25 protein-coding genes are annotated in these 25,455 nt (G+C 73.1%); 15 read left to right on the forward strand and 10 right to left on the reverse strand.

Annotated features, from left to right (window positions below; translation table 11 throughout):
- Positions 1 to 110: 110 nt before the first annotated feature.
- The 5 genes from WMF46_RS09220 to WMF46_RS09240 form a co-directional block, all read right to left on the reverse strand.
- Positions 111 to 1,277 carry a PrsW family intramembrane metalloprotease gene (locus WMF46_RS09220; RefSeq protein WP_437985278.1) on the reverse strand — a complete coding sequence of 389 codons (1,167 nt, stop codon included), beginning with the start codon at positions 1,275 to 1,277 and terminating at the stop codon, positions 111 to 113.
- 40 nt (positions 1,278 to 1,317) lie between these two features.
- Positions 1,318 to 2,196: a hypothetical protein gene (locus WMF46_RS09225; protein ID WP_012234306.1), complete on the reverse strand. Its 879-nt coding sequence runs from the start codon at positions 2,194 to 2,196 to the stop codon at positions 1,318 to 1,320.
- Positions 2,193 to 2,432, reverse strand: a complete 240-nt coding sequence (locus WMF46_RS09230) for a DNA gyrase inhibitor YacG (RefSeq protein ID WP_437551148.1) — start codon at positions 2,430 to 2,432, stop codon at positions 2,193 to 2,195. Before WMF46_RS09230 ends, WMF46_RS09225 begins: the two co-directional genes overlap by 4 nt.
- Before the next feature lie 169 nt (positions 2,433 to 2,601).
- Positions 2,602 to 4,026: a trypsin-like peptidase domain-containing protein gene (locus WMF46_RS09235; RefSeq protein ID WP_437985279.1), complete on the reverse strand. Its 1,425-nt coding sequence runs from the start codon at positions 4,024 to 4,026 to the stop codon at positions 2,602 to 2,604.
- A 127-nt stretch (positions 4,027 to 4,153) separates the two neighbouring features.
- Positions 4,154 to 5,161 carry a hypothetical protein gene (locus WMF46_RS09240; protein WP_437985280.1) on the reverse strand — a complete coding sequence of 336 codons (1,008 nt, stop codon included), beginning with the start codon at positions 5,159 to 5,161 and terminating at the stop codon, positions 4,154 to 4,156.
- 125 nt (positions 5,162 to 5,286) lie between these two features.
- Here WMF46_RS09240 and tsaB point away from each other — a divergent pair, with 125 nt between their 5' ends.
- From tsaB to recO, 5 genes are all read left to right on the forward strand, one after another.
- A complete protein-coding gene (gene tsaB / locus WMF46_RS09245; protein ID WP_437985281.1) occupies positions 5,287 to 6,108 on the forward strand; it encodes a tRNA (adenosine(37)-N6)-threonylcarbamoyltransferase complex dimerization subunit type 1 TsaB in 822 nt (273 codons plus the stop codon).
- Entirely contained in the window at positions 6,105 to 6,953 is an 849-nt protein-coding gene (locus WMF46_RS09250; protein ID WP_437985282.1) for a cyclic nucleotide-binding domain-containing protein, read from the forward strand. Before tsaB ends, WMF46_RS09250 begins: the two co-directional genes overlap by 4 nt.
- Before the next feature lie 216 nt (positions 6,954 to 7,169).
- The gene (locus WMF46_RS09255) at positions 7,170 to 8,048 is read left to right on the forward strand and encodes a tetratricopeptide repeat protein (RefSeq protein ID WP_437985283.1); all 879 of its coding nucleotides are present in this window, start codon (positions 7,170 to 7,172) and stop codon (positions 8,046 to 8,048) included.
- A 108-nt stretch (positions 8,049 to 8,156) separates the two neighbouring features.
- Complete coding sequence (locus tag WMF46_RS09260; RefSeq protein ID WP_437985284.1) at positions 8,157 to 8,591, forward strand: helix-turn-helix domain-containing protein; 435 nt, start codon at positions 8,157 to 8,159, stop codon at positions 8,589 to 8,591.
- Positions 8,592 to 8,650: 59 nt separating this feature from the next.
- Positions 8,651 to 9,370 (forward strand): DNA repair protein RecO, encoded by a 720-nt coding sequence (gene recO, locus WMF46_RS09265; RefSeq protein WP_437908101.1) that lies wholly within the window; start codon positions 8,651 to 8,653, stop codon positions 9,368 to 9,370.
- 29 nt (positions 9,371 to 9,399) lie between these two features.
- Here recO and WMF46_RS09270 read toward each other — a convergent pair whose 3' ends face one another.
- A complete protein-coding gene (locus WMF46_RS09270) occupies positions 9,400 to 10,572 on the reverse strand; it encodes a UDP-2,3-diacylglucosamine diphosphatase (protein ID WP_437985285.1) in 1,173 nt (390 codons plus the stop codon).
- A gap of 257 nt (positions 10,573 to 10,829) precedes the next feature.
- Here WMF46_RS09270 and WMF46_RS09275 point away from each other — a divergent pair, with 257 nt between their 5' ends.
- Positions 10,830 to 11,249 (forward strand): hypothetical protein, encoded by a 420-nt coding sequence (locus WMF46_RS09275; protein ID WP_437985286.1) that lies wholly within the window; start codon positions 10,830 to 10,832, stop codon positions 11,247 to 11,249.
- A gap of 94 nt (positions 11,250 to 11,343) precedes the next feature.
- Positions 11,344 to 12,246 (forward strand): ferrochelatase, encoded by a 903-nt coding sequence (hemH, locus tag WMF46_RS09280; protein ID WP_437985287.1) that lies wholly within the window; start codon positions 11,344 to 11,346, stop codon positions 12,244 to 12,246.
- 16 nt (positions 12,247 to 12,262) lie between these two features.
- Here the strand turns inward: hemH and WMF46_RS09285 are convergent, their stop codons facing one another.
- Positions 12,263 to 13,078, reverse strand: coding sequence for an SDR family oxidoreductase (locus WMF46_RS09285; RefSeq protein ID WP_437985288.1), 816 nt, complete (start codon positions 13,076 to 13,078; stop codon positions 12,263 to 12,265).
- Between the two features lie 249 nt (positions 13,079 to 13,327).
- Here WMF46_RS09285 and WMF46_RS09290 point away from each other — a divergent pair, with 249 nt between their 5' ends.
- Positions 13,328 to 16,141 carry a tetratricopeptide repeat protein gene (locus WMF46_RS09290; RefSeq protein WP_437985289.1) on the forward strand — a complete coding sequence of 938 codons (2,814 nt, stop codon included), beginning with the start codon at positions 13,328 to 13,330 and terminating at the stop codon, positions 16,139 to 16,141.
- Positions 16,142 to 16,240: 99 nt separating this feature from the next.
- Here the strand turns inward: WMF46_RS09290 and WMF46_RS09295 are convergent, their stop codons facing one another.
- Positions 16,241 to 17,623, reverse strand: a complete 1,383-nt coding sequence (locus WMF46_RS09295; RefSeq protein ID WP_437985290.1) for a sigma-54-dependent transcriptional regulator — start codon at positions 17,621 to 17,623, stop codon at positions 16,241 to 16,243.
- Between the two features lie 151 nt (positions 17,624 to 17,774).
- On the opposite strand from WMF46_RS09295, the gene WMF46_RS09300 reads away from it, so the two are divergent.
- The 4 genes from WMF46_RS09300 to WMF46_RS09315 all read left to right on the forward strand — a co-directional run bounded on the left by WMF46_RS09300 (position 17,775) and on the right by WMF46_RS09315 (position 22,084).
- Complete coding sequence (locus tag WMF46_RS09300; protein ID WP_437985291.1) at positions 17,775 to 18,905, forward strand: hypothetical protein; 1,131 nt, start codon at positions 17,775 to 17,777, stop codon at positions 18,903 to 18,905.
- Between the two features lie 30 nt (positions 18,906 to 18,935).
- On the forward strand, positions 18,936 to 20,330 hold the full coding sequence (locus tag WMF46_RS09305; RefSeq protein WP_437985292.1) for a metallopeptidase family protein: 1,395 nt from the start codon (positions 18,936 to 18,938) through the stop codon (positions 20,328 to 20,330).
- A 146-nt stretch (positions 20,331 to 20,476) separates the two neighbouring features.
- Complete coding sequence (locus WMF46_RS09310) at positions 20,477 to 21,022, forward strand: hypothetical protein (RefSeq protein ID WP_437985293.1); 546 nt, start codon at positions 20,477 to 20,479, stop codon at positions 21,020 to 21,022.
- A gap of 33 nt (positions 21,023 to 21,055) precedes the next feature.
- Positions 21,056 to 22,084 (forward strand): peptidyl-prolyl cis-trans isomerase, encoded by a 1,029-nt coding sequence (locus WMF46_RS09315; RefSeq protein WP_437985294.1) that lies wholly within the window; start codon positions 21,056 to 21,058, stop codon positions 22,082 to 22,084.
- A gap of 86 nt (positions 22,085 to 22,170) precedes the next feature.
- Here the strand turns inward: WMF46_RS09315 and WMF46_RS09320 are convergent, their stop codons facing one another.
- Positions 22,171 to 22,977 (reverse strand): hypothetical protein, encoded by an 807-nt coding sequence (locus WMF46_RS09320; protein ID WP_437716605.1) that lies wholly within the window; start codon positions 22,975 to 22,977, stop codon positions 22,171 to 22,173.
- Positions 22,978 to 23,080: 103 nt separating this feature from the next.
- Complete coding sequence (locus tag WMF46_RS09325; RefSeq protein WP_437745159.1) at positions 23,081 to 23,710, reverse strand: hypothetical protein; 630 nt, start codon at positions 23,708 to 23,710, stop codon at positions 23,081 to 23,083.
- A 111-nt stretch (positions 23,711 to 23,821) separates the two neighbouring features.
- Here WMF46_RS09325 and WMF46_RS09330 point away from each other — a divergent pair, with 111 nt between their 5' ends.
- From WMF46_RS09330 to WMF46_RS09340, 3 genes are read left to right on the forward strand one after another with little or no spacing between them, the layout of a single operon-like run.
- Positions 23,822 to 24,115: a 4a-hydroxytetrahydrobiopterin dehydratase gene (locus WMF46_RS09330; protein ID WP_437298751.1), complete on the forward strand. Its 294-nt coding sequence runs from the start codon at positions 23,822 to 23,824 to the stop codon at positions 24,113 to 24,115.
- 8 nt (positions 24,116 to 24,123) lie between these two features.
- Positions 24,124 to 24,969 carry a ribonuclease III gene (gene rnc, locus WMF46_RS09335; RefSeq protein WP_437985295.1) on the forward strand — a complete coding sequence of 282 codons (846 nt, stop codon included), beginning with the start codon at positions 24,124 to 24,126 and terminating at the stop codon, positions 24,967 to 24,969.
- Entirely contained in the window at positions 24,966 to 25,385 is a 420-nt protein-coding gene (locus WMF46_RS09340; RefSeq protein ID WP_437985296.1) for a hypothetical protein, read from the forward strand. Before rnc ends, WMF46_RS09340 begins: the two co-directional genes overlap by 4 nt.
- Positions 25,386 to 25,455: the final 70 nt, after the last annotated feature.

Here is a 25,455-nt window from a genome sequence, read left to right on the forward strand (position 1 = left end):
GCTCGGGGCGGCGCTGCGGAGACGAGATCGGGATCGCGCAGGCTCATCGCGGCGCCGACGCCCAGCGAACTGGCAGGATTTCTGGCGCCAGGCGTGAGCCGGCCCCGCGTTCAGCGGGTGGTGCCGATCCAGGCGCCCGCGCACGCGAGGCTGAAGGCGATGGGGGCGAGCGCGGCCGCGAACACGACGGCGACCGGGGCCGCGAGGCCGAGCAGCACAAGAGAGCCCAGGATGGCGAGCGCCGCCGAGGCGGCCGGCTCAAGGACGCTGCCCGTCGACGAGGCCCGGGCGACGAGATAACCAGCCAAGGGGAAGGCGGCGATCGCCGCTGCGACGAGCAAGAGGAGCGGCGCCGCCGCGGCGGTCGAGGCGTCGCCCCGGTCCACCGCCGCGAAGTCGACGCCGAAGCGATGGCCGAGCGCGATCGCGATCGCGAGCGCGGTCGTCATCACCCCGACCGTGACGAGCGCGCCGAACGCGATCCACGTGAGCGTCACCGGTCGTTCGGTGCGCCTGAGCGCCTCACGCAACGTTCCGAGCGACGGCGGAGCGATGCGCGGAAGGAAGCGGCGCTCCCTGCGCTGCGAGCTGTGCGGCGATGCGCCTCGGCGGAGCAGGTCGCGGGCGGCGAGGAAGGTCACGAGGCCGGTGCCGAGGAGCACCGGCGCCGCGATGACGAGCGCGACCGGGCGGCACGCAAAGACGATGTAGTCGTAGGCGCCGTTGAGCACCATCGCGCCCAGCCACGCGGCGTTGAAGCGACGGCCGCCCAGCGGCCGCGTGCGCTCGCGGCCCAGCGCGTAGCCCCAGAGCGAGGCGAAGAAGAGGTGCGCCGGCACGGCGAGGAGGGCCCGCGCGATGTCGAGCGGCTCCAGCGGCCGGCCCCACAGGTACACGGCGTTGTGGGCCGACACGAACCCGAGCGCCGCGGCGGCCGCGTACACGAGCCCATCGAACGGCTCCTCCACCGCGCGCAGCCGCGCGATCGGCGCGACGGCCGCCACCTTGAGGCCCTGCTCCAGCGGCGCCGTGACCACGAAGATGTAGACGAGCGTGACGGCGTCGAGCGCGCTGGCGACCTTGTCGACGCCTTGCCAGCGCTGGAGGAACGTCTCGATGAGCAGCGCCGGCACGAACGCGAGCGCGCCGAGCAGCGCGGTCGCCACCGCGAACCGGCGCCTGCCATAGAGGCGCTGCGACCAGATGAGGAGCGCGGCCAGCCCTCCGAGCGGCGCTGCGACGGTGGCGAGCCAGAGGAGCGCGGCGGCGGCGTTCATGGGCGCGAGGGGCGGGGCGGTGGAGCTGGCTTCGCTGCGGCTAGAAGTGGAGCCCGGCGACCGCGGTCAGGGCGAGCGCCGAGCCCACGCTGGAGCCCTCGGCCGCGAGCAGATCGGCCTTGGCTTGCTGGGGCGCGGCGGCTCCGCCCTTGATCCCTTCGATCGCGGCCGCGGAGAGCCCCGGCCTGGTCAGCGCCAGGAGCTCCCAGCTCGCGTTCGCGCCGATCGAGAAGACCGGCGACAGGTAGAGGTCGAGCCCACCGGAGACCCTCCCGTAGAAGCCGCGGATCGCGATGGCGTCGGCCGCGCCGCTCACGGCGCTCTTGACGCTGCCGAGGCCGGCGTAGCCGAAGCCCAGATCGACGTGCGGGTCGAGCTTCCCGAGCGGCAGGTGCATGCCGACCTCGCCGCCCAGGGTGAAGAGCTGCCAGTCGCTGAAGAACCCGACCCGTCCGCGGGCGCCCAGCGTGAAGTACAGGAGCCGGACGCCGGCCCCCGCGCCGATGACGCCCCCGTTGGCCGCGCTCGAAACGAACCCGGCCGTGAAGTCGTCCTCGTCGATGTTGAACGTCTGGAGGCCGACGTTCTCGTAGCCTCCCTCGACGTTCAGCCAGACGATCTCGAGGCCGCGCCCCGAGTCCCGCTCCTTGGCCTCGTCGAGGCGCTGCTCTGTGCCGTCGGGGGCGGCGGGCTCCGGCTCGGGCGTGGTCATCGGAGGGGGCGGCGCCAGGCCTCCGGCCTGCATCGATGGATCGTACGGGTTCGGCTGCGCGGCCGCGGCGCCGGCGGGCGAGGCGGCGCTGGCGCCGACGCTCGGCGAGGTCCCCGGGAGCGGCTGCCCCTGCTGTGCCAGGGCCGCGGACGTCATGGAGGCCGACGTGAGAACGGTCAGCAAGCAAAGCGCGCGACGAGCGATCATTCGTCCTCTTCCTGGATGTTCCCGTCGAGCCCGTCGGTTCGTCCCTTCGATTCCAGGGTCTCGGCGTCCCCTGTGGATGAAACGGGCGGGCCAGGCACCCGGTAGCCACCGTCGAGCCAGCGGCCGAGGTCCACCAGCTTGCACTGGGGCGAGCAGAACGGAAAGACCGGGTTCTCGGGCCTGGGCCCCGCCGACTTGCGGCAAATCGGGCACCTCGCGCCTGCCAAAGCTCCCATGCGGCGTAACGTAGCAGCGTCCATTGCGGGCATGTAGCCCGCGCTCGGTGAGCCGTGGGCCCGCGCTCTGCGGCATGTGGCCCGCGCTCGGCGGGCGTGTGGCCAGCGCTCGGTGAGTGTGTCGCCCGCGCTCAGCGCGCCGGACCGAGGTTGCTGGAGCGACGCCCGCTCAGCGCGCCGGGACCGCGAGGTAGCGGGGCGCCCCGTGGCGCCGTACCCGCAACAGGAGATCCTGGTGTGCCGCCGCGCCGAGGCGCGCGGTCAGGTCGGCGCCGCCCCGCACCGGCGCGCCGTTCAGGTCGAGCACCACGTCGCCCACCTCGAGGCGGCCAGCCGCAGGGCTCCGAGGCGCGATCGACTCGATGCGCGCTCCTTCCAGGGCGTCGCTCGCCAGCACGCCGAACGGCGGCTGCTCGGCGCCCCTCGGCGCGCGATCCTCCAGCGCGCGCCAGCCCGACGACGGCTCGTGGGGGGCCGACGGATCGAGCTTCATCGTCGCGCGCCGGTCCGCGCCGTCGCGCTTGTAGATCAGCTCCACCTCGTCTCCTGGCTTGGCTCGCCGGAGCATGCGCGCGAGCTCGCGCGCGTGCTCGACGCGGCGCCCCTCGACCGACGTGATCACGTCGCCCGGCCTGAAGCCCAGCCGCGCTCCGGGGCCCTCCGGCTCGACCTCCGTGATCAGCGCGCCCATGCGCCCTGGCAGCCGGAGCACCCGCGCGAGCTGCGAGGTCACCTCCTGGAAGCTGATCCCGATGCGCCCTCGGTCCACGCGGCCCGTCTCCCGCAGCTCGGGCAGGATCTCGAGCACCTCGTCGATCGGCAGGGCGAAGCTGATGCCGCGGCCATCGGCGTGGATCGCCGTCGCGATGCCGATCACCTGCCCCGTGGCGTCGAAGAGCGGCCCGCCGCTGTTTCCCGGGTTGATGGCGGCGTCGGTCTGGAGGAAGCCGTCGAGGCTCCCCGTGCCCATGGGCCTCGACGTCGCGCTGATGATGCCCCGGGTCACGGTCGGTCCGAGCCCGAACGGGCTCCCGATGACGATGACGCCGTCGCCAGGCCGGACCGGCGCGCTCGATCCGAGGGAGGCGACCCGCAGCGACCCCGCTCCGAGCAGCTTCAACAGCGCCACGTCGAGCGTCGGATCCCGCCCGACCACGGTCGCCTCGAAGGCGCGCTCGTCCGAGAGCTGCACCTCGATGCCGAACGCGTCGCCGATCACGTGATCGCTCGTCAGCACGAGCCCTTCTTCGGCGATCACGAACCCGGATCCGATCGCCCGCTCCACCCGCTGCACACGGCCCTCGAACGGGAGCGCCGGGCCCGCGCGCCCGTCTGGAAACGAGGGCGCGCGCAGGGTGGTGATGGTCACCACCACCGGCCGCACCTGCTCGATCAGCGCAGGCAGGGTCATCGCGCCGCGGGCCGCTGGCGGCTCGGGCGGCGATTCCGCGCGCAGGACCGAGCACGGCGCGCTCGCCACGCCGCGGAGCGATGGCGGGGGCGAGAGCGCGGCTGCCCGGTCGTCGCAGGCAGCGAGCGGTGCGGTCCCGAGGAACCCGACACACGCCCATGCGGCAGCGCGGAGCCGTCCCACGGGCCGGACGTAGAGCCTCGAGGCGCGACCGCAAGCGCGCAAGGACCGCCGCTGGAAAGCGCTCCGCGCCGCGGCCGAGCTGCTCCGTGGGCCGGACGAGGAGGCGCACGCGCGGCCCGCTGGCCGCTCAGCCAGGAGGCGCGCCTCGCGCGGCCTCCGTGCGCACCACCTGGACGACGACCTCCACCAGGCGACCGCCGGGCTGGACGAACGACGCCTTGCCGCGCCCCCCTTCGAAGCGCCACGCCAGATCGGCAGGAGCGCCTGTCTCTCCCGCGCCTTCGCCGACGCGGACGACGGCGCTCACCTCCAGCGTCTGCTTCCCTGCCGTCACGGCGCCCCGCGCCACCGCGAACGTCCCGCCGCCGAGCAGCGCGATCGTCCGCTTCGCCAGGTTGTTCAGGTGTCGCGCGGGCTCTTCCCCTCCGGGCTCCGGACGCCACGTCGCGATGTGCCCGGCGTCGTCGATGTCGATCACGAAGCGCGCCTTCCCCGCGCTTCCGGGCGGGAGCGTCGCCCAGATCGGATCCGCCTGGCACGCGGGCGGGATGGCCCTCGTGAAGGCGCGCCCGAGGTTGCGCACAGCGCTGACGCCGGCCGCCCCGAAGTCGCCCTCGCCGTCCTCTCCAGCGCCAGCGCTCGTCCGCGCGGCGGCGGAGCGCGCCGGTGCGCCGGTTTCCCGGTTCGTCGCGGGCTCCCGGCGTCGCTCTGCTGGCCGGGGCGTCGCCTTGGGCCGGGGCGTCGCATTCGGCCGAGGCGCTTCCTGGCCGCGCGGCGCGGCCGCCATGGGCGGCGCCGGCTTGCCGCCGGCCTCTGCAGGGCGCTCTGCAGGCTCCGTCGGCCGGCTGGCATCGGCCGGAGCGCGCGCCGTTGGTATGCTCGTCGGCTCGCCGCGCTCGCCGCGCTCGCCGGTCTCGTCGCGCCCGCCGCGAGCGTCGCTCGGGCGCGCCGCGCCACCGCTGCCCGGCAGCGCGGCCGTGAGCCCGGTCCAGAGATCGATCGGCTCGCGCTCCGCCGCTGGCTCGGCGGGATCGCTGGCGGGCACCTCCGGCCCGAGCCGCGCCGAGCTCCACGCGCCCAGATGGACGAGCGCCGATACGAGGAGCGCTGGCAGCATCGCTCGTTGATCGCGCATCGGCTCTCACCCCGCTCTTCGGCCCCGTCGAACGGACAGCGGCCCCAGCGCCTCGCCGAAGCTCGTTGCCCTTGGCCCGAGGTTCTGCCAGACAGCATCGCGGCTGCAACGTTCCCGAGCGCGCCTTGAAGCTCCTCGCCCTCTCGACCTCGACCCCGCGCGGCAGCGCCGCCCTCTTCGAAGCAGCGGACGTGGACCTGCACGCCGAGGCGGCGGCGTCGCGGGGCGGCGCGCTTTCCACCGCCGGCCTCGCCGCGGCACCGGCGGCCGGCGCGCGGCTGCTCGCGGCGATGACCTACGCCGACCTGCACGGGCACGCAGAGCGCATCTTCGGAGCCGTCGACGAGGTGCTCGCCGCGGCAGGCCTACCGGCCGCGGCGGTGCAGGCGCTCGGCTGCGACGTGGGGCCCGGCTCGTTCACCGGGGTCCGGGTGGCGGTCGCGGCGGCCAAGGGCGTCGCGCTGGCGCTGGACGTCCCGGTCGCCGGCGTCACCTCGCTCGAGGCGATGGCCGCCGCTGCCTTCGCTGCTGGCGCGGCGAGCCCCGGCGATCTCCTGGTCCCGCTGATCGACGCCAAGAAGGGAGAGGTCTTTCTGGCCGCCTTCGATGCGCCCGCGGCGGCGCCTTCGATCCCGCCGCGCCACCTGCCGCGCGACGCGGCGTTCGATGTCGTGGCCGAGCTCGCCGCGGGGCGCCGCATCGTCGTCGTCGGCGCCGTCGCCGAGGAGATCGAGGCGCTCCGGCCGCTCGCCGCGCGGGGCAACGCCCTGGATTTCCCCGACGCGACATGGATCGGACGCCTCGCGATCGACCGGCTCCGGGCGGCCGCCGCGGGCGGCGAGCGCGGGCCAGCGGCGTCCCCGCACGATCCGGCGCTCCTGGAGCCGCTCTATGTGCGCGCGCCGGACGCGAAGCCGGCCGAGCTGGGATACACTCCGCCCCGATGATCAGCTCGCCTGAAGGGGACGGCGTCGCACCGGACGCGGAGCGCGAGGCCTCGAGCCCTAGCGACGCGGAGCGCGCTCCGCCGCCCGCCGAGGCTGGGGAGCCCGCTGGCTCTCCCTCCGCCCCTGCCGCGTCGCGCGACGAGCCTGCCGCCCTGTCCGCCCCCGTGGAGTCGGCCGAGCCGGGGCCCGATCCCGAGCGGCTCCGCGCCCGGTTTGGCCGCCCGTTCGAGGCCGGCGACGTCATCTTCCGCGAGGGCGAGCCCGGGACCGAGGCGTACCTCCTCGAGGAAGGGCGGGTCCGGCTCATCAAGAAGGTCCGCGGCGCCGAGCGCAGCCTGATGGTCCTGAAGCCCGGCGACCTGTTCGGCGAATCCGCGCTCCTCGGCGGCGCGGCGCGCTCCTCGACGGCGATCGCGCTCTCCCGCGGGGTCGCGCTCGCGCTCGATCAGGGCACGCTGCAGAACCTCGTCGAGCGCAACCCGGCCGTCGCGATGCGCATCATCAAGCAGCTCGTCGGTCGGCTCCGCGACGCGGAGGACCAGATCGAGATCATGATGCTCACCGACACGCAGTCGAAGGTCGTGAACGCGCTCCTCAAGCTCGCTCAGCAGTCGCGCGCCACCGGCGGCGCCGCCTCGAACGGCGCCTCGTTCGCGATCTCGCCGATGGAGCTGTCCACCCGCGTCGGCCTCGACGTCGACACGGTGAAGCGCGCCGTCCAGCAGCTCCGGGAGGGCCAGTACCTGCGCGTCGCTGACGAGCGCCTCGAGATCCCCGATATGGAAGCGCTGCGGAGGTTGTTCGGCCTGCTGGGTCTCAAGGACGAGATCCGTGGCGAACAGTGACGAGCAGGAACCGCCTGCGCCACCATCGTACGCCGACCTGACAACTGCTGGAAGCCGAATCGGGATCCCGAGAACGCGCCGCGTCTTCCAGGGAGATTCGCAGGTTGACGTGACAAGCGGCCTGGTTTACTCAGGGGTCCCCGCAGGGCAGGCGAAGTCCCGTCCTGACAATGTGCCGCGCCGCGGCATCGTTCGGCAGCGGATTCAAGATCGCACATGACCTCGCAGCGACACAGGACAGCAGCGACCCGCGCGGGGTGCATCCGCGGCGCGGCTGCTGTCGTGTCGATGGGGTCGCTGTTGTCGTTTGCGTTCGTTGCGTCCGTTGCGCCGCTCGCGCTCGTGTCGTGCGGCGGCGGCGCGCAGCCCTCGGCGCAGACGAGCGACGCGCGGTCGCTCGCGGAATATGATCTCGCGCGCGACTCGTTCCAGCGCGGCCGCCTGCGCGAGGCGCTGGCGCACGTCGAGCAGGCGCTCTCGCACGACGAGGACAACGCCGAGGCGTCCTATCTCGGCGCCTTGATCCTGCTCGGCTTCTGCGCGGGTGATGCTCACTCCAGCGACTGCCGCTTCGACAGCGCCGAGAAGATGGCGCGGCGGGCCCTCGAGGCGAACCCGGAGATGCGGGACGCGAAGAACGCGCTGGGCGTCATCCTCGTGCATCAGCGGCGCTACGACGAGGCGATCGCGGTGCTCAAGCCGCTGACCGAGGATATCCTGTACGCCTCGCCGGAGAAGTCGTGGGGCAACCTGGGCTGGGCGTACCTGCTCAAGGGCAGGAACGACGAGGCGATCGACGCCCTACGCCGCGCGATTGCCGCGCAGCCGCTCTTCTGCGTGGGGCAGTACCGGCTCGGCCTCGCCTACGAGAAGCGAGGCGAGCTCGATCTGGCGCGCGAGGCGCTGACGAGGGCGGTCGAGACCGACCAGCCGGAGTGCACGCGGCTGCAGGACGCGTTCGACGCGCGCGCCCGCATCGCCGAGAAGAGGGGGCTCGTGGACGACGCGCGCGCCGATCTCGAGCGGTGCCGGGAGATCAACGCGACGACGCCCGTGGGGCAGCGCTGCGCTGCACAGTTACAGACGTTGCAATAGGGCCTCGGCGCGCCGCTCTCCGAGAAGTACCGCGGAGTGCGCTAGGGGGTTGAGCAACGGTTCTCAGGGTGAGTAGAGTGACGACCGAATGACGATGGGTGGAATGGGATGGAGTCGATCGGACGCTACCTGAGACGCACGCGTGAGGCCCGAGCCATGAGCGTGGAGGAAGTCGCCCGCGCCACGCGCATCCCGGTGATCTCCATCGAACGAATCGAGGCAGATCATTTCGACGACCTGCCCGGCGAGGTGTTCGTTCGGGGGTTCTTGAAGGCGTACGCTCGCGCGGTCTCGCTCCCGATGGAGGAGGTGTTGGCCCGATACACGGCGAGCCGCCGGATCGCGCTGGTGACACCGCTGCCCATCGCGGCGCCCGCGCGCCGCACCCAGAGCAGGCGCTTCGGGGTCGCGATCGCGTTCGTGTTGCTGCTCATCCTCTTCACGCTGGCGCTCAGCATCGTGCTCAGGCCCCGCGGCCACGACATGCCGCCGGAGCTGTCGGAGGGCACGCTCGCGAGGGCGAGTACCTCCCTCTCGGCCTGAGGGCCAAATTTTCGCCGGGCGCTCGCGCGCGGTTCGCGCCATAACCGCCGGTACCTGCCATGCCTCGATCGGTTCGCCTGCGGACGGAGCGCCTCCGGACCGGGGCGCTTCTGGTCCGGCGTGTACCTTTCGGTGAAGCCGACCTCCTGGTCGGACTCTTCACCGAGCAGGGGGGGCTCATCTCTGCCACGGCGCGCGGCGCGCGCCGTTCGGCCAAGCGCTTCCCGGCGCTCGAGCCGATGCACCTGCTCCGCGTGACCCTGGAGATCCGTCCGGGCGCGGAGCTCGCCCAGCTCACGGAAGCGGCGATCGAGCGCCCGCGCCTGCGCCTCGCGGGGGATCTCGGGCGTCTCGAGGTGGCCGGGCGCGCGCTGCGCTGGGTGCGGGAGATCGCGCCGGCGCACACCGCCGAGCAGGCGGCGTGGAGCGAGCTGAACCAGCTGCTCGACCGCCTCGACGAGGTGTCCACGGCCCCTCCCCAGGCGCTGCTCGCGGAGACCGGCCTGCGCCTGCTCGTCGCCTTCGGCTGGGGCCTCGAGCTCATGCAGTGCGTCCGTTGCGGGCGCGCCTGCGACACGACGCAGTCGGCCTGTGCCGACCCGGCGCGCGGCGGCCTCGTCTGCCGGGCCTGTGGCGGCGGACCTGTCGTGCTGCGGCCGGAGCCGAGGGAGCGGCTGCTGGCGGCGATGCTCGGCGGCGCGCCGATCCCGGAAGAGGACGTTCCGCTCGCGCTCGACCTCGTCGAGGGCGCGCTCACCGCGCACGCGAGCGGGAACTAGAGCGGGCACCCGCGTCTAGCGGTTCGGAGTCACGCCACGGCTCGCCAGAAGCGGGTCATCGCGCGCGGTGCTTCGGGCGGCCCCTCGATCTCCACGTAGGGCCGGCCGGGCGCGGCGCGAGGGAACGAGAAGCTCCCGGTGTTCGCGTAGCCGTCGCCGAGCGCCTCGCGGTGCGTGTGGCCGAAGACGACCAGCTTCGCGCCGGTCGTCCTCGCGACGCGGCCGGCGCTCTCGGCCAGGCGCTCGGCGACCGTGCCGGCGTAGCGGTTGTGCCCGCTCGCCCAGCTCGTGCCCATCAGCAGCGCGCCGAGCCCGAGCGCCGCGGCGCCGGTCCCCCGCGCGCCGAGCCCGAGCGCCGCGATCCCGGCGCCCATCGACAGCGTTGCGATCACGCGATCGAAGTACAGCCGCGTGAACGTGCGCGCCGCGCTCTCCAGGGTCGGCGTGGCCCCGAGCCCGACGAGCGCGTCCGCCATCGCGCGCGGAACCCCGAGCTCGTGCGCGAAGCGCTCCATGGCCGCGGCGCCCACCGTGGTCTCGCCTCCCGCACGGTAGAGCGGGCCGCTCTTCAACATCGCGCCGATCGCCGCGTGGAAGTAGCGGTAGATGACGTAGGGCGCGCGAGGGCCGTACCAGGTGAACGCCGAGAGGAACAAGCTGAGCGGCGTCTGATCGTTCGCCTGCAGATAGCGGTGCGCGCCGGTCGGCGCGATGAACTCCTCGACGAAGTGAACGCCGAGGCTGCGCTCGCCGACCACGAGCGGGTGAGCCGGGGCGTTGTCCGGATCGTACAGGTGGCCGTGCTCCAGATGGATCGCCCCCTCGCGGAAGAACCAGGGCGTCGTGCGGATCCGCGACCGGGCCTCGCCGGTCACCTCGAGGGCCTCCGCCAGCGCCACGGGGAAGTCGGGCGCCCCGACCTCGGCGTCGTGGTTGCCACCCGCCAGCCAGAGCTCGCCGCCGCGGTCGAGGTGCTCGGCGAGCGCCGCCCGCGCGGTCGGGTGCGCGAGGAGCGCCTCGCGCAGCGCACGCGGCCGGGGCATCCAGGGCGACTCGGAGGAGAGATCGAACAGATCGCCCGCGACCACGATGCGTGCCCCCCGGTGGGCCTCCACGAACCGGGCAAGATCGGCGGTCACGTCGCGCGGCGTCTGGCGCACGAGATGGAGATCGGCGAGCACGACCGTGCGGCGCTGCGTCATAACCTTCCTTATTCATCACGTCCGTCCTGGCGCTGCAACTCGCCGCCAGCCGCGCGATCTCGGCTGGTGGCCATGTGGAGGAGGGCTGCCCACCGAGCTCAGCGCTCGTCTGTCACATCCGTGACGCTCGCGTCGCGGCCCGATCTCGCTGCCGGGATGCGGCGCTTCATCGCTTCATCGCTTCATCACCGTCACCGTTGCCGCGCGGCCCTGGCACGGGCTCGACGCCTGCGCCGCTGCGTCCCATGCAAGCGGGCATGGAAGGCTCGGCGCGGACGCGACCCTCGGCCCAGCGGGTGAACGGTGGACTGCTCGCAGAGATCACCCGTGCCCTGAGGGGCAAGGACATCGAGGCCCTCTCCCGGATCTACGCGGAAGACGCCGTGATCGAGGAGGTGAGCAGCCGCGATCCGCCGGCCCACCCCAGCGTCACCAGCGGCAGGCACGCGATCCTGGAGCGGCTCAAGAGCGACCTCTTCCGCGATCCGGTCTCGGGCTGGGAGCGCCAGCTCGACTCGACGGAGATCCTGGACGGAATCGAGACCGACGAGGGGCTGGCGTACATGGAGGTGCGCGTCTATGCGGCCGGCGATCGGGTCATCGCGCAGCACCTGGCCCGCAAGAAGAACGGCCTCATCGGCCACGATCGCGTCGTCGTCGCCTGGGACGCGGACTGAGCCAGCGCCAGCGAGCGGCGGCGCCCTCACGCGCCGGCGAGCGCTGCGCTGCGCGCGCTGCGCTGCGCGCGCGGCGCCGATGTAGAGTAGCGCCGTGACCACCGCCGTCCTCCTCAGCTGCCACGGCACCGTCGAGCGGCTCGACGATCTGCCCGCATTCGTCACCAACATCCGCCGCGGCAGGCCCGCCCCGCCGGAGGTGATCGACGAGGTCCGCCGCCGCTTCCAGGCGATCGGCGGCTCGCCGCTCATGCGCATCACGCAGGCCCAGGCGGACGCGCTCGCCGCGAGGCTCGGACTCCCGGTCGCCATCGCCGGGCGCCTCTGGCACCCGTATCCGGCCGAGGTGCTCGGCGCCCTCCATCGCAGCGGCGTGAAGCGCGTGGTCTCGCTGCCGCTCGCGCCGCAGTCCGTCGACGTCTACCACGCCGTCGTCCGCGAAGCGGCCTCCGAGCAGGGCGGCATGGAGGTCCGGTGCGTGCCTGCGTGGGGGCTCGAGCCGGCGCTGATCGACGCCTTCGTCGAGGTGATCGACGAGGCGCTCGCGCGCATCCCCGAGGAGGGCCGGGCGAAGGTGGCGGTGATCCTCTCGGCCCACAGCCTCCCGCAGCGGATCATCGCCGCCGGAGATCCGTACGAGCGTCAGTTCCGCGCGATGGCCGCCGAGGTGGAGCGCCGCATCGCCGCCCGCGGAAACCCGGTGCTCGTCGCCTTCCAGAGCCAGGGCATGACCGGCGACGCCTGGCTCGGTCCGGATCTGCGGTCGACGTTCGACGGGCTCGCCGCGCGCGGCGTGCGGGAGGCGCTGATCGCGCCGATCGGCTTCGTCGCGGATCACGTCGAGACCCTCTACGATCTCGACGTGGAGGCGCAGGTCTTCGCCCGTGAGGCGGGCCTCGCGCGGCTCTCCCGGGCGCCGGCCGTGAACACGCGGCCGCGCTTCATCGACGCCCTGGAGGCGCTCGTCCGGCGCGAGCTCGCGCAGGCCGCGCCGTAGGCGGCGCCGCGCCGGCTCAGCGCTCGCTGACGCGGCGCTTGCGCGGGAGCCTCGACACGGTCGCGCGGAGGAGCCCCGGGGCGTGCCTGGAGAGCGACACCCCGAGCTTGCCGTGGGCGGTGACGATCACCTCGTCGCGCCGCGCGGCGATGCCGTCCATGATCTGTCGGGCCGCCGTCTGCGCCGGCATGACGAGCCAGCGCGGCACGGGATCCGGGGCGCCCTCGTGCAGGGTGCCCGCGTTGTCGATCTGGCGGATCTCGCTCGCCACGTACCCCGGCGCGACGTGCGTGACCGCGACGCCCTCGGCGTGGAGCTCCGCGCGCAGCGTCTCGGCGAGGGCGCGCACCGCGAACTTGCTCATCGTGTAGGCGCCCACCGCGGGGACCGCGAGGTAGCCGAGGACGCTGCCGACGAGCGCGACGCCGCCGCGCGATCGCTTGAGCTCCGGCAGCGCGGCCTTCACGGTGCGCAGCGCGCCGAACACGTTGGTCTCGAACTGCCGGCGGAAATCGTCGAGCGCGAGCTCCTCGACGCGCCCCGCCACGCTGAACCCGGCGTTCGCGATGGCGATGTCGAGCCGCCCGAACGCCTCGCTCGTCTGCGCGACGGCGCGCTCCACGTCGCCGTCGCGCGTGACGTCGCACGGGGTCGCGAGCGCCTCGCCGCCGGACCGCCGGATCTCCGTCGCGAGCGCCTCGATCCGCTGGGCCCGCCGCGCCGCGAGGACGACCCGGCCGCCGCGCCGGGCGACCTCCCGGGCGAGGGCCTCGCCGATCCCCGACGACGCGCCCGTGATGAGAACGACCCGCCCGGCGAGCTTGCTTGCCATGGACGCCCGCATACCACGATCGCGGGAGCGCGCGCCCTGGCGCGCCCTCGCGCGCTCGCTCATGCTCGGCCTTTCGCCGTTCGGTCGCGCCGGTGGCGTCGGTTACGATGGCCTCACCCGGCTCGACCGGGCGCCGCGTCCCAGCGTAGGTTTGCGTTCGTTCTGCGTAGGTTTGCATAGGTTTGCGTTCGTTTGCGTGCGGTCGTGCACGATTGACGAACGGTCGCGCACGGTTGCGCACGGGGTGACATGCGAAGCCACTCGATCCGCCGCTCTCTTGCCGCTCTCCTCGTCGCCGCCGCCTGCGCGGCCCCCGCTCCCGCCTCCGGCGAGCCGCCCCCCTCGCTTTCGCGCGCGGAGGCGCTCCTCGCGCAGGGCGACTACGCCGAGGCCGAGAAGGTCATCCTCGGCCTCCAGGGCGGGAAGGAGCGCGCCGCGGCGCTGCTCGCGAAGGCGCGGATCGAGCTGCACACGGGCCGCTACGACGACGCGGCGAAGACGGCGAAGGCCGCCGCCGCGCTCGGCAAGGAGGCGCGGATCGCCGCCGCGCCGCTCCGGGCCCAGGCGCTCGCGCGCCGCGGGAAGATGGCCGAGGCGATCGCGGCGGTGCGCGAGGTGGAGCGGGAGGACGAGGCCCGCCGCGCGCGGCTCGTGCTCGGCGAGCTCCTGATCGAGTCGGGCAAGCGGGGCGAGGCGCGCGCGCCGCTGATGACGATCATCGACGACTACAACGACGACAAGATCACCGCGAGCGACGCGGAGGGGCTGTCGCTCGTCGGGCGCGCGGCGCACCTGCTCCGGAGCGCGCGCGACGCGAACGACGCGTTCAACGCGGCCGAGAAGGTCGGCGGCAAGCAGCGGGTCGAGACGTTGCTCTGGCGGGCCGAGCTGTTCCTCGACAAATACGACCCCGGCCACGCCGGGCAGGTCGTGAAGGAATCGCTCAAGCTCGCCCCGAAGGATCCGCTTTGCCGCGTCGCCATGGCGCGCGTCAAGCTCGAGAGCGCGATGGACTTCGGCGGCGCCGACAGCGAGGTCGCGCAGGCGCTCTCCGTGAATCCGAACCTCGCGGAGGCGTATTTCGTCCGCGCCGGGCTCGCGCTCCGCGACATGGACATCGACGCCGCGGACGCCGCGGCCGACCGCGGGCTCAAGGTGAACCCGAACGACCTCGCGCTGCTCTCGATCAAGGCGGCGGGCCGCTTCCTCGCCGACGACGCGGCCGGCTTCGAGGCCATCAAGGCGAAGGTGCTCGGCCTGAACCCGGAGTTCTCGCGGTTCTTCCAGATCGTCGGCGAGTTCGCGGAGTGGGAGCATCGCTACGACGACATCGTCAAGATGATGGGGGAGGCGACGCAGGTCGATCCGAACGACGCGAAGGCGCACGCCACGCTCGGCCTGAACCTGATCCGCGCCGGCGACGAGAAGAGCGGCGTGCTCTCGCTCCAGAAGGCGTGGGACAAGGACCGCTTCAACGTGCGGGTCTTCAACACGCTGAACCTCTACGAGAAGGACATCACGGCGCAGTACGTGACCGTGGAGGGGCAGACGTTCCGCGTCCGCTACCACAAGCAGGAGCGCGCGATCCTCGAGCGGTACGTGCCGCGCATGCTCGAGGAGGCCTGGGGCTCGATGGTGAAGCGCTACGGCTTCACGCCGAAGGTCCCGGTCTCGATCGAGCTCTACGCGTCGACGGAGAACTTCAGCGTCAGGACGAGCGGCCTGCCCAACGTGGGCATCCAGGGCGTCTGCTTCGGCCAGACGCTCGCGGCGTTGAGCCCGGCGGCGGGGGAGTTCAACTGGGGGAACGTGCTGTGGCACGAGCTCGGGCACGTCTTCGCGATCCAGATGTCGAAGAACCACGTCCCGCGCTGGTTCACCGAGGGGCTCAGCGAGTACGAGACGATCGTGAGGCGGCCCGAGTGGCACCGCGAGGAAGATCCGGCGCTGTTCGCCGCCCTGAAGGGCGGGAGGATCCCGGCGGTCGACGGGTTCAACCGGGCGTTCACGCACGTCGACGACATCGAGGACGTGACGATGGCTTACTTCGCGGCGAGCCAGATCGTGGTCTTCATGGCGGGCGAGTTCGGCTTCCCGAACGTGGTCTCGATGCTGCCCCGGTGGGCCGCGGGCAAGCGGACGCAGGAGGTGGTGAAGGAGTCGCTCGGGATCAGCGCGGAGGAGCTCGACCGGCGCTTCCGTGCGTGGCTGAAGCCCCGCCTCGAGCGCTACGAGAAGCAGTACGTCCCGGATCTGCATGCGCCGCCGCTCGACGAGGCGCGCAAGGCGGCGGCGCGCGCCCCGAAGGACGCGAAGCGGCTCGTCGAGCTCGCGCTCGCGCTGTTCGAGGACGGGCAGCGCCAGGAGGGCGAGGCGGTGCTCGCCGAGGCGCTCCGGGTCGACCCGAAGCAGCCCGACGCGACCTACCTCAAGGTGCGGGCGGCCTTCGCCGAGAAGAAGCCCGACGAGGCGGCGAGGCTCTTGAGCAAGATGATCGCCGACGGGAACGACGGCTACGTCGTGCGGATGAAGCTCGCTGATCTCGCCGAGCTGAAGAAGGACGCGGCGAAGATGAAGGCGAACCTCGAGGCGGCGTCGCGCCAGGATCCCACGCAGGCCGAGCCGCTCCAGGGGCTCTACGACCTCGCGCGCCGGCAGAAGGACGCGGCGGGCGAGCTCTCGGCGCTGCGCCGGCTCGCGCTCCTCGACCAGCACGATCGCCGGGTCTGGCGGCGGTTGCTCCGGCTGCTCGTGGAGCGCGGCGCGTGGGAGGAGGCGCGCAAGGTCGGCGAGGGAGCGATCTTCGTCGACGTGGCGAACCCGGAGATCCACCGGCTCTATGCGCGGGCGCTGGCGCGCACGGGGCGGCACGTGTCGGCGATCTACGAGCTGAACAGCGCGCTCCTGTCCGGGCCGAAGCCGGGGGACGCGGCCGAGATCTACGGGGAGCTCGCCAAGGCGTACGCGAAGATGAAGCGGGACGACTACGCGAAGCAGGCGATCGAGTACCAGAAGACGATGAAGGGCGCGTCGCCGCCTGCGCCGCGGGCGATGCCGGATTGAGGCTCGGGGCTCAGGGCGAGGTGTGAGCGCTCACCTCTGGCCGCCGCGCAGACCCTCCCCTCGGCGCGGCCCCCCGGGAGGGCTGCACCCCTCGGTGGCCTATTCGTCCTCCGCCTCGCCCTTGTCCCCCCGCAGACCGAGCGCCTTGAACTTCTTGTACAGGTGGCTCCGCTCGAGCCCGAGCCCCCGAGCCGTCGCGGCCATCTGCCCTCCGTGATGGCCGAGCGCCTCCTCCAGGATCGCCCGCTCCGCCTCCTCCGCGAGCACCCGGAACGGCACCCCCGGCCGGAAGAGCCCGCCCTTCATCGCGGCCTGCTGCCCTCCGAGGCAGACCTTCACGTCGCCCTCGTCGATCGTCTCGTCGGGCGTCAGGATCACCAGCCGCTCGATGATGTTGCGCAGCTCCCGCACGTTCCCCGGAAAGCTGTAGGCGACCAGCATGCTCATCCCGCCGTCCGTGAGCGCCATCCCGGGCCGATCGTTCGCCTGCGTCGCGAGCGCGAGGAAATGCCGCGCGAGCAGCGGCACGTCCTCGCGCCGCGCGCGCAGCGGCGGCAGCGACAGCGGCAGCACGTTCAGCCGATCATAGAGATCCGGCCGGAACTGCCCCTCCCGGCACGCCGCCTCGATGTCGCGGTTCGTCGCCGCCACCACGCGCACGTCGACCTTGATCGTCTCGTGCCCGCCCACGCGCTCGATCTCCCGTTCCTGGAGCACCCTGAGCAGCTTCGCCTGCATCGCGAGCGGCATGTCCCCGACCTCGTCGAGGAACAGCGTCCCGCCGCTCGCGCGCTCGAACTTGCCTCGCCGCTGCTTCGTCGCGCCCGTGAACGCGCCGGCCTCGTGCCCGAACATCTCGCTCTCGATGAGCTCGCTCGGGACCGCGGCGCAGTTCATCTTCTCGAGCGGCCCGCGCGCCCGCTTCGACGCGCCGTGGATCGCGCGCGCGACGAGCTCCTTGCCGGTGCCGCGCTCGCCCGTCACGAAGACCGTCGCTGTCGCCTTCGCCGCGCGCGCGATCTGCTCGCGCAGGTCGAGCATCGCCCGGCTCTCTCCGATGAGCTCGCCGACCTGGCCGGTCTGCGTCCGCAGCGCCTTCGCCTCGGCCTCGGCGCGGACGAGGCGCAGGGTGTTCTCGAGCACGAGCAGCAGCCGATCGGTCGAGAGCGGCTTCTCCAGGAAGTCGATCGCCCCGAGCCGCGTCGCGCGGACGGCGGCGTCGACCGTCGCGTGGCCGCTCATCATCACGACAGGCAGCTCCGAGCCGGCAACGCGTATCCGCTGGAGCAACTCCACGCCGTCACCGTCGGGCAGCGAGACGTCGAAGAGCGCGATGTCGTAGCTCCGCTTCGCGAGCTTCTCCTCTGCAACCCCGACGCCGCCGGCGACGTCGACCGTGTAGCCCTCGAGCGACAGGGCCTTCTGGAGGGTCGTCAAGATCGCCCGCTCGTCGTCGAGCACCAGCACATGTCCGCGCGGCATATCTGCCACCGTAGCGCGGAACCGCCGCGGCCGAGGCCCGCGCTCCGGCGGAGCGCGGCAGCGGGACCAATGGCGCCTGCTCAGCTTCCGCGCCGCCGCGCGCGGAGAAAGGGGGATCCGGCTTGCGCGCGCTATGGTAGCTTGGCCCAGGATGTCTCCCGACGGTCTCGCGACGGCGGAAGGAGATCTGGAGCGGACGCCGTTCGCTCATCTTTTCGTCTATGCCGTCGAGCATCGGCTGACCGGCGCGCTCATTCTGGTGGAGCCCACGGGCGCCGAGCACACGCTGCGGATCGTCCGGGGGAACCCCGTGAAGATCCGTCCGAGCGACGGGTACGCCCGGTTCGGGGAGATCCTGCTCGAGGAGGGGGTGATCACCGCCGAGATCCTGGCGGAGGCGCTCGCGACAAGGGGCCTCCTGGGGGACGTGCTGCTGCTGTCGGGGTGCGTCGACGCCACGACCATCGACTGGCTTGCCCAGGTCCAGTTCGTGAGGCGGATGGTGCGCCTGTTCGATCTGCCCCCGGAGACGAAGTACCGCTACTTCGACGGCCTCGACGCGCTGGCCGAGTGGGGGGGAGATCCCGCGAAGGTCGATCCCCTCGCGCTCCTCTGGGCGGGGCTGCGCGATCACGGCGAGCGCTCGACGCGCCTCCAGCGGACCCTGGAGCGGATCGGGGCCGTGCCCCTCCGCCTGCACCCGGCCCTCGAGCCCGGCCGCTTCGGTTTCCGCGAGGGCGAGCTCGCGGTGATCGAGGCGCTGGAGAGCTCCACGCCCACGCTCGCCGCGCTCCTCCGAGCGGGGGTCGCGCCGGAGCCGACCGTGCGCAAGCTCATCTACGCCCTGGCGATCACCCGCTACCTCGATTTCGGGACAGGCGTGCCCGTGGGCGCGGAGCTCTCGTCGAGCGTGCCGCCCGCCAGCGCGGCGAGCCTGTCGCTCGGGCGCGTGCAGCTGCGCGCGACCGTCCATCGCGTGGGCGCGGCCGCGCCGGATCCGGCCGGCGACGGGGAGCGCGCGCCGGTGCTCGCGCGCGGTCGCCGCCGAGATCGCCCATCCTCGGAGCCGTCGCCCATCTCGACCGTCGCCGGCGCTTCACCGCTCAGCGGAGGCTCGCTCTCCGCGGCGGTAGCCGCCGAGCTCGCCAGCGCCGCCGGCCTCGACATCGGCCGCGCGGCGAGCGAGCCGTCCGCGACCGACAGGGATCGCGAACCGTGGGGATCGCTCGCTCCGGCCGACGAGGGCGGCGTCGGCGGTCCGCCGCGTCCCGAGGACCCCTGAGGCGAGCCACCCGCTATATAGGCCGCCGCGATGCCTGCGCCCGCGCGACGCCTGCTCCCCGCTCAGGTCCACCTCCCCTCCGGCGGCGTGGCGCGCCTCTCGGACGCCGCCGCGCGCGTTCGCGCTTCGTCCGTCTTCGGCGCTCCCGCAGGCCGCGGCGGCGAGCGCGCATCCATCGGCAGGTGCGCGCTCGACGTGCAGGTCCTCGCGGGCCCGTCGGTCCTGGCCGACGCGCGCGGCGCGCCGCTGGATCCTCTCGGCCTCCCGCTCACCGACGCCCATGTCCTGCGCGCGCTCCTCGCGTCTGCCGGCGTCGTGCCCGAGGAACCAGGCGCCTACACCTGCGAGAACTGCAGCGCTCCGTTCGAGGTCGCTCCGTCGGGCCTGCTGGAGATCGGGCCGTTCACCGATGGCGAGCTCCACGATCCCGAGCTCGATTGCCCGTTCGACTTCGGCGTGTCGCACCCGATCCCGGCGCTGCGCGTGGGTCGCGCCGTCTGCCGCGCCGTGCGGCTCGTGGAGCGCACCGTCGAGGAAGCGATGCCGCTCCTCCGCCTGCCCGACGACGGCGTCCTGCGCGTCACGCCGTCGCTGGTGGTGGCCATGGGGATCGCGGCGCTCGGCCGCGAGCGCCGCGCGCCGCTGATCGCGGAGGCGCTCGCCAGAGCGCCCGACGAGGCGTGGGCGGCGATCGTCGACCTCTACCACGAGGCGCGCTACCCCGCGCGGCTCCTCGCCGTCTACCGCTGCCAGGGCTGCGGCGCCCGCAACGATCTCGACGTGCCGCTCGAGCGGGAGCTCGCGCGCGCCCCGCTGCGCGCTGCTGGAGCGGACGGAGCGGACGCGGACGAGCTCGGGGAGCCCCGCTCGACGAGGGCAGGGACGAGGGCTCGCGCGAGCGCCTCGAGCGCCTTTCCGGATCTCGACGGCTTCGAGGCGCGCGTCCGCGCCGCGGCCGGGCGCATCTACGAGGCCCGCGGCGTGCGGAACATCGATCTCTTCATCGACGCAGGCGTGCCGGCCTGCGACGACGGAGGCGAGCCGCTGCTCGGCTGCTACACGCCCGGGACACCCGCGGATGCGCTCGGGATCGCCCATCCTCCGGAGATCAGGATCTTCTATCGGACGTTCCGGTCGGAAGCCCGCGAGGATCCCGGCTTCGACATCGACGCGGAGATCGAGGAGACGATCGACCACGAGGTGACACATCACCTGCACCATCTGGCTGGCAGCGATCCGCTCGACGACGAGGAGCACGAGCAGATCGCGCGCGAGGAGCTGCGCCGGGTGGGCCACGCCGAGGCGGTGCGGCGCGCCCGGCGCGGCGCCCTGTCGGACGTCGCCGGCTTCGTGCGCGCGACGTGGCCGGCCTGGCTGATCGCGGCCGTCGGAACGGCCCTCGCGTGGTGCGCAGGCGGGCGCTGACGTCCAGCGCCGCGCGGGGCGAGCGCGACCGTGCGCCCGCCGCTTTCTTCGAAGCGGGAGGATGAGCTGTCTATACTGCCGGGACAGCAAGAAGATGTGCCGGGGAATACCGGCTCCTCGAGCGCGCTGTGCTCTTGCCGAGGATCGTGAAGACGAAGAGCTCGCCGGCCCGCACGGCCGGGTCCACCCAAGCGCCACGTCCAGCCAAGCGGGGCGGCGGTGCGCAGAACCGCCGGGGAAGTCCGGATGCGGTCGAGAAGCGCCGGGCCGCGCGCCGGTTCAACGAGCTGCTCCTGGGCGGCGGCGGCCGCGCCGGAGACGGCCGTACCGAGCGCCGGCGCCGGCGCCTGCTCGCCGAGCTGGCCGAGGGCGTCGCGCGGCGAGGCAAGCGTGCGCTCAAGCCGATCGACGTGCTGTCGCGCGTCGAGGAGCTCCTTGAGCTGGGCGAGCCGCTCGCCTCGATCCGCAAGGCGTACCCGCCCCCGCCCCCGGTCGAGGTGACCGCCGAGCTCGTGGAGGGCCTGAGGCACCTCCACCGCGCCTACGGTTTCTCCGCGGACGTCTACCGGTTCGTCGGGCTCGACGCGCACGCGCTGCGGAAGGCCGGGGTGCTGCGGGGCGGCGAGCGCCGAGGTGAACGCGGGGACGAGCGCGGCGTGTCCGCCGAGGCAGCGCGCCGCGGGGCAGCTTGACCTTGCCTGCTGGCGCGGGGATAACCCGCTCCGATGCGCGCGAGAACGCTGAAGCTCCCCCTCGGCGCGGCCGCCATGGCGGTCGTGTGCGCTGCGTCGACCGGCCTGTCGCTCCGCGCTGAGGCCCAGCCAGCGGCCTCTGCGGACGTCCTGGTGGCGCGCGTCGGCGACGCGGCGATCACGGCGTCGGAGGTCGAGCGCAGGCTCGCGCAGGTCCCGCCGTTTCAGCTCCAGACCTTCGGGCGTACCCCGGAAGAGGTCCGGAAGAACTTCGTCAACCAGGTCCTCGTGCGCGAGCTGCTCCTCGCCCAGGGGGCCGCCGCGCAGAAGCTCACGGAGCGCGCCGACGTGCAGGATCGCGTGCGCGGCGTCCTGCGCTCCGCGCTGCTGCAGCGGATCCAGGCGGAAGTGGCGGCGAGCTCCCCGGTGACGGACGAGGAGGTCCGCGCCTACTACGAGGCCCACCGCGACAGGTTCAGCTCCCCGGCGATGGTGGCGCTCTGGCGCATCCTCGTCGCGACGCGCGCGGAGGCCGAGGCGATCCTGGCCGAGCTGAAGAAGGACCCGTCACCCCAGCGTTTCAAGGAGATCGCGCGCGAGAAATCGCTCGACAAGGCGACGAGCATGCGCGGCGGCGATCTCGGCTTCGTGGCGTCCGATGGCGCGACGTCCGAGCCGGGGCTGAAGGTCGACCCGGGGCTCCTCTCGGCTGCCGCCGGGGTGAAAGACGCGGAGCTCGTGCCCGAGCCCGTGCCCGAGGGCGATGGCTTTGCTGTGCTGTGGCGGCGCCAGAGCAGGAAACCCGTGAGCCGCTCGCTCGAGCAAGAGGCGCCGTCCATCCGTCAGATCCTCGCGCACGGCAAGGCGGAGGCGCAGGTGAAGCAGCTCCTCGATCGCCTGCGAGCGCAGGACGTCTCCGGTCACGCCCCCGAGCTCGTGGACCTCATCGACATCACCTCGACGGGCGATCTGCAGCCGAAGAGGCGCCCGGGCACCCTCGCGAGCGGTCGGCGTCCTGGCGCGCCTCCGCCCTCGCCCGTGCCGCGTCACGACATGCGCTGAGGCTGCTGGCGCGCACGGATGGGCGCTCGACACCCGCGGGGGCAGCGCCGCCGAGGGCGACACCCCCGAGGGCGCTGAACGGCGTGTCAGCTGAAGGCGACGGCGAGCGCGATGGCGGCGAAGCCGGAGGCGATGGTGAGCGCGAGCGCGGCGATGCTCCCGGCGCGTCGAGCGCGCTCCGCCGCGTCGGGGTGGAGCGCGTAGACGCCCAGGAGCAGCGCCATGGACGCCTTGCCCGGTACCCGGAGCGAGGCCGAGAGGACCTGCTCGGCTCCCTTGGTGCCGCCCGTGATGAGCATGGCCAGCGCGCCGAGCGGGCCGGCCATGAGATCCCAGCCGCACGCGTAGAGCCCGAAGCGGAGTGCGCGCCGGCGCTCTGGCCGCGCGCCCTGGCGCCGTGCCCCGAGGTCGAGCGCGGCGCCGTGCAAGGTGTGCGCGAGCACCATCCACACGGTGACCGCCGGAACGCCGATCGCGAGCCACTGGAGGGCGCTCGCGCGTGCGGCCGGGTTGCGCGCCAGCTCCAGCGTGAGGCTCGGCAGCGCCAGCGCGACGAGGGGCAGGAGCGCGGCGATCATCGACAGGATCGCGAGCGTCTCCGCCAGCAGGGCGAAGCGCATGGCCGCGGGGAGCGCGCCGTCGGGGATCGTCGCGAAGAACGTCTCGGCTCCCAGCGTGGTCGCCCTCGATGTGGCCCAGAGCCGCGACCAGACCCCGCCGATCGGGCGCTCCCACGGGACGATCGCGACGACCCCCGAGCCCTCGTCGCTCGCCGCGGAGCACCCGGCGCAGTCGGGCTGTCCGCAGCACGCGCAGAGCACCGCCGCGGGGACATCGAACGTCTCGTCGTCCCGCGAGAGCTCACGGCGTACGCTGGCAGATCGCTTGGCCATTGCGCACCTTCGAGCAGCGAACAAAGGCCACTCCCATCAAGGTTACGTCGCACGGGGGAGCCTGTCGACCCGAGATGCCACCGGCCACGCGCTCCTCAGTGCCTCAGTGCAGCACCTCGTTGCCCCGCCGCCGCTGCCCCGTGGGGAGGTCGTCGATCCTTCCTCCGAAGAACGCGGCGGTGAACAGCGCGAGCAGCGCGATCGCCCCGGTCGCGTAGAGCCCGTAGCCCCACGTGAAGCGGACGGGACGGAGCAGCGTGCTGCCCGGCGTGAACATCAGGCGCATCGCGACGGTGACGAGGGCGACCGCGGCGAGGAAAGCGACGGCCACGCGGGCGCCGCGCATCTTGTGGATCGACCTCCGGGTCAGCGCGAGCGGGATCATCACGAAGAACGCGACCGCCGGGGCCCACATCCAGCCGAGCCGTCGCGCGAGCCCGAAGCCGCTGAGGTCGCGGAGCTCGGGGGCCGTCTCGTGGATCCACGGCGCGAAGAACGCCGCGAGCCCGAGGAGCGCGAGCGCGAGCAGGGCGCCCCGGCCGCGCCCGGCGTAGGTCCACGGGAGCGGTTCCATGTGCGGCGGGAGCGGCTCGTCAGGCTCTTCTTGGAGCGCGTCGTACGAGGGGGGAAGCTTCGCGAGCGCCTCCAGCCGGAGGCCGCAGGCGGGGCACGTGGACGCCTCTTTCGCCTCGAACATCTCCCGGCAGAAGGGGCAGGCGTGAAGCCCGGTCATCGAGGCGGGAGGATAGCGCACGGCGAACGGCGCGCGTGGCGGACGCTGCGCGGGGCGGGGGCTGCATTCCGGGGTTCCACCAGGGCGGGGCTTAGCCCATAGTTGCGTCCCATGGGCAAGCGTGATCGGCTCTCGGACGATGAGATCGCCGGGTTCGTCGCTGCTCACCCGGGCTGGGTGCGAGCGGGCGAGCAGATCGAGCGGAGCTACTCGTTTCCGGATTACGGGACCGGCGTTGGCTTCGTGATGCAGATCGCCCTCCTGGCCGAGCGGCGCGATCATCACCCGGAGATCGCGCTGTCGTGGGGCAAGGTGCGGGTCGCGTGGTCCACGCATGACGCTGGCGGTCTGACCGCGCTCGACCTGGAGCTGGCCGAGCTGACCGACCGCTTGAGCGCGGGCTGACGCTGCGCGTGGGCAAGGTGCTGGGGATGCTCCCGAGCGAGCTGCTGCAACGTCTGGATCTGGGGCTGGAGGGGGACCTGCCGCACCTCGAGGAGGCGCTGACGCATCCGAGCTTCTCGAACGAGCAGCGAGGCGGCCGGCGCGTGGACAACCAGCGCCTCGAGTTCCTGGGGGACGCCGTGCTCGGCCTGTGCGTGACGGAGCTCCTCATGGAGCGCTTTCCGGGGGCGAGGGAGGGAGAGCTCTCGATGATGCGCTCGGCCCTGGTCAACACGGACGCGCTGGCGGCGTGGGCGCGAGGGATCGAGCTCGGCGCTGCGCTCCGGGTCGGGCGCGGCGCGGAGGTCGCCGGGGAGCGCGACCAGACGAACGTGCTCGCCGACGCCACCGAGGCGCTCGTCGCGGCCCTGTACCTCGATCGCGGCTTCGAGAGCGCGCGGGCGCTGAGCCGGAAGATCGCCGCGAGCCCGCTCGCGCAGCTCGCGAGCGGCAGCCTGCTCGGGCGTGACGCGAAGAGCGAGCTGCAGGAGCGCGTGCAGGCGCGCGGCGCTGCGTCGCCGCGCTACCGTCTGATGGGCACGGAGGGGCCCGACCACGACCGCGCGTTTCTCGTCGCCGTCGAGGTCGACGGCCAGGTCATCGGCACCGGCCGGGGCCGGTCGAAGAAGCTTGCGGAGCAGGCGGCCGCGCGCGCCGCGCTTCTCTCCTGCGCCGCGCCGGAGCCCGCGGCCGCCGCATGCGATGGACGGGCAGCCGCCGAGGCCCTGCAAGGTGCGCCCGAGGGCAGGGGGGGCCCGCCATCCGGCGAGGCGCCCTCCGAGCAAACCGTGAACGACCGAGGACCCAGTCGATGATCCGTCACCTGATGCTTGCTTTCACCTTCGCGCTCTGCTCGCTCTTCGTCGCGCTGCCGGCCTGGGCCGGGAGCTATCTGGACAGGGCGAGCCTGTTGCTCGACGAGGCGCGCAGGGAGGGCGACATGCTCCTGCCGCGGACCCATGACAAGGAGCTCGTCATGGTGGTGCATGCGCTCGCGGAAGCGCGCGCCCGGGTGGCGAGCAAGATGGAGTGCCCTAGCTCCGTCTCCAAGGCGCACCCGCACCTCCTGCTCGTGCTCGAGAACAGCGAGCGCGCCGCCGACGCGGCGGCTCAGGGCAACTTCAAGAAGTTCATGGAGCACATCACCGTGGCGCGGAACGAGGACCGCGCATTCCGTGCGCTCCTCGCCGAGCTCGGCTACGCGCTGCCCGATCTGAGCTCGAAGCGCTGAGGAGCGCAGCGAGCCGCGTCCGCTCGAAGCGGCTCTGCGCCGGGGCCCGTGGCGAGCGTCCCCGGCGCAG

It is taken from the genome of Sorangium sp. So ce117, assembly GCF_051524395.1.
In the GTDB taxonomy this organism is placed as follows: Bacteria; Myxococcota_A; Polyangia; order Polyangiales; family Polyangiaceae; genus Sorangium; species Sorangium cellulosum_B.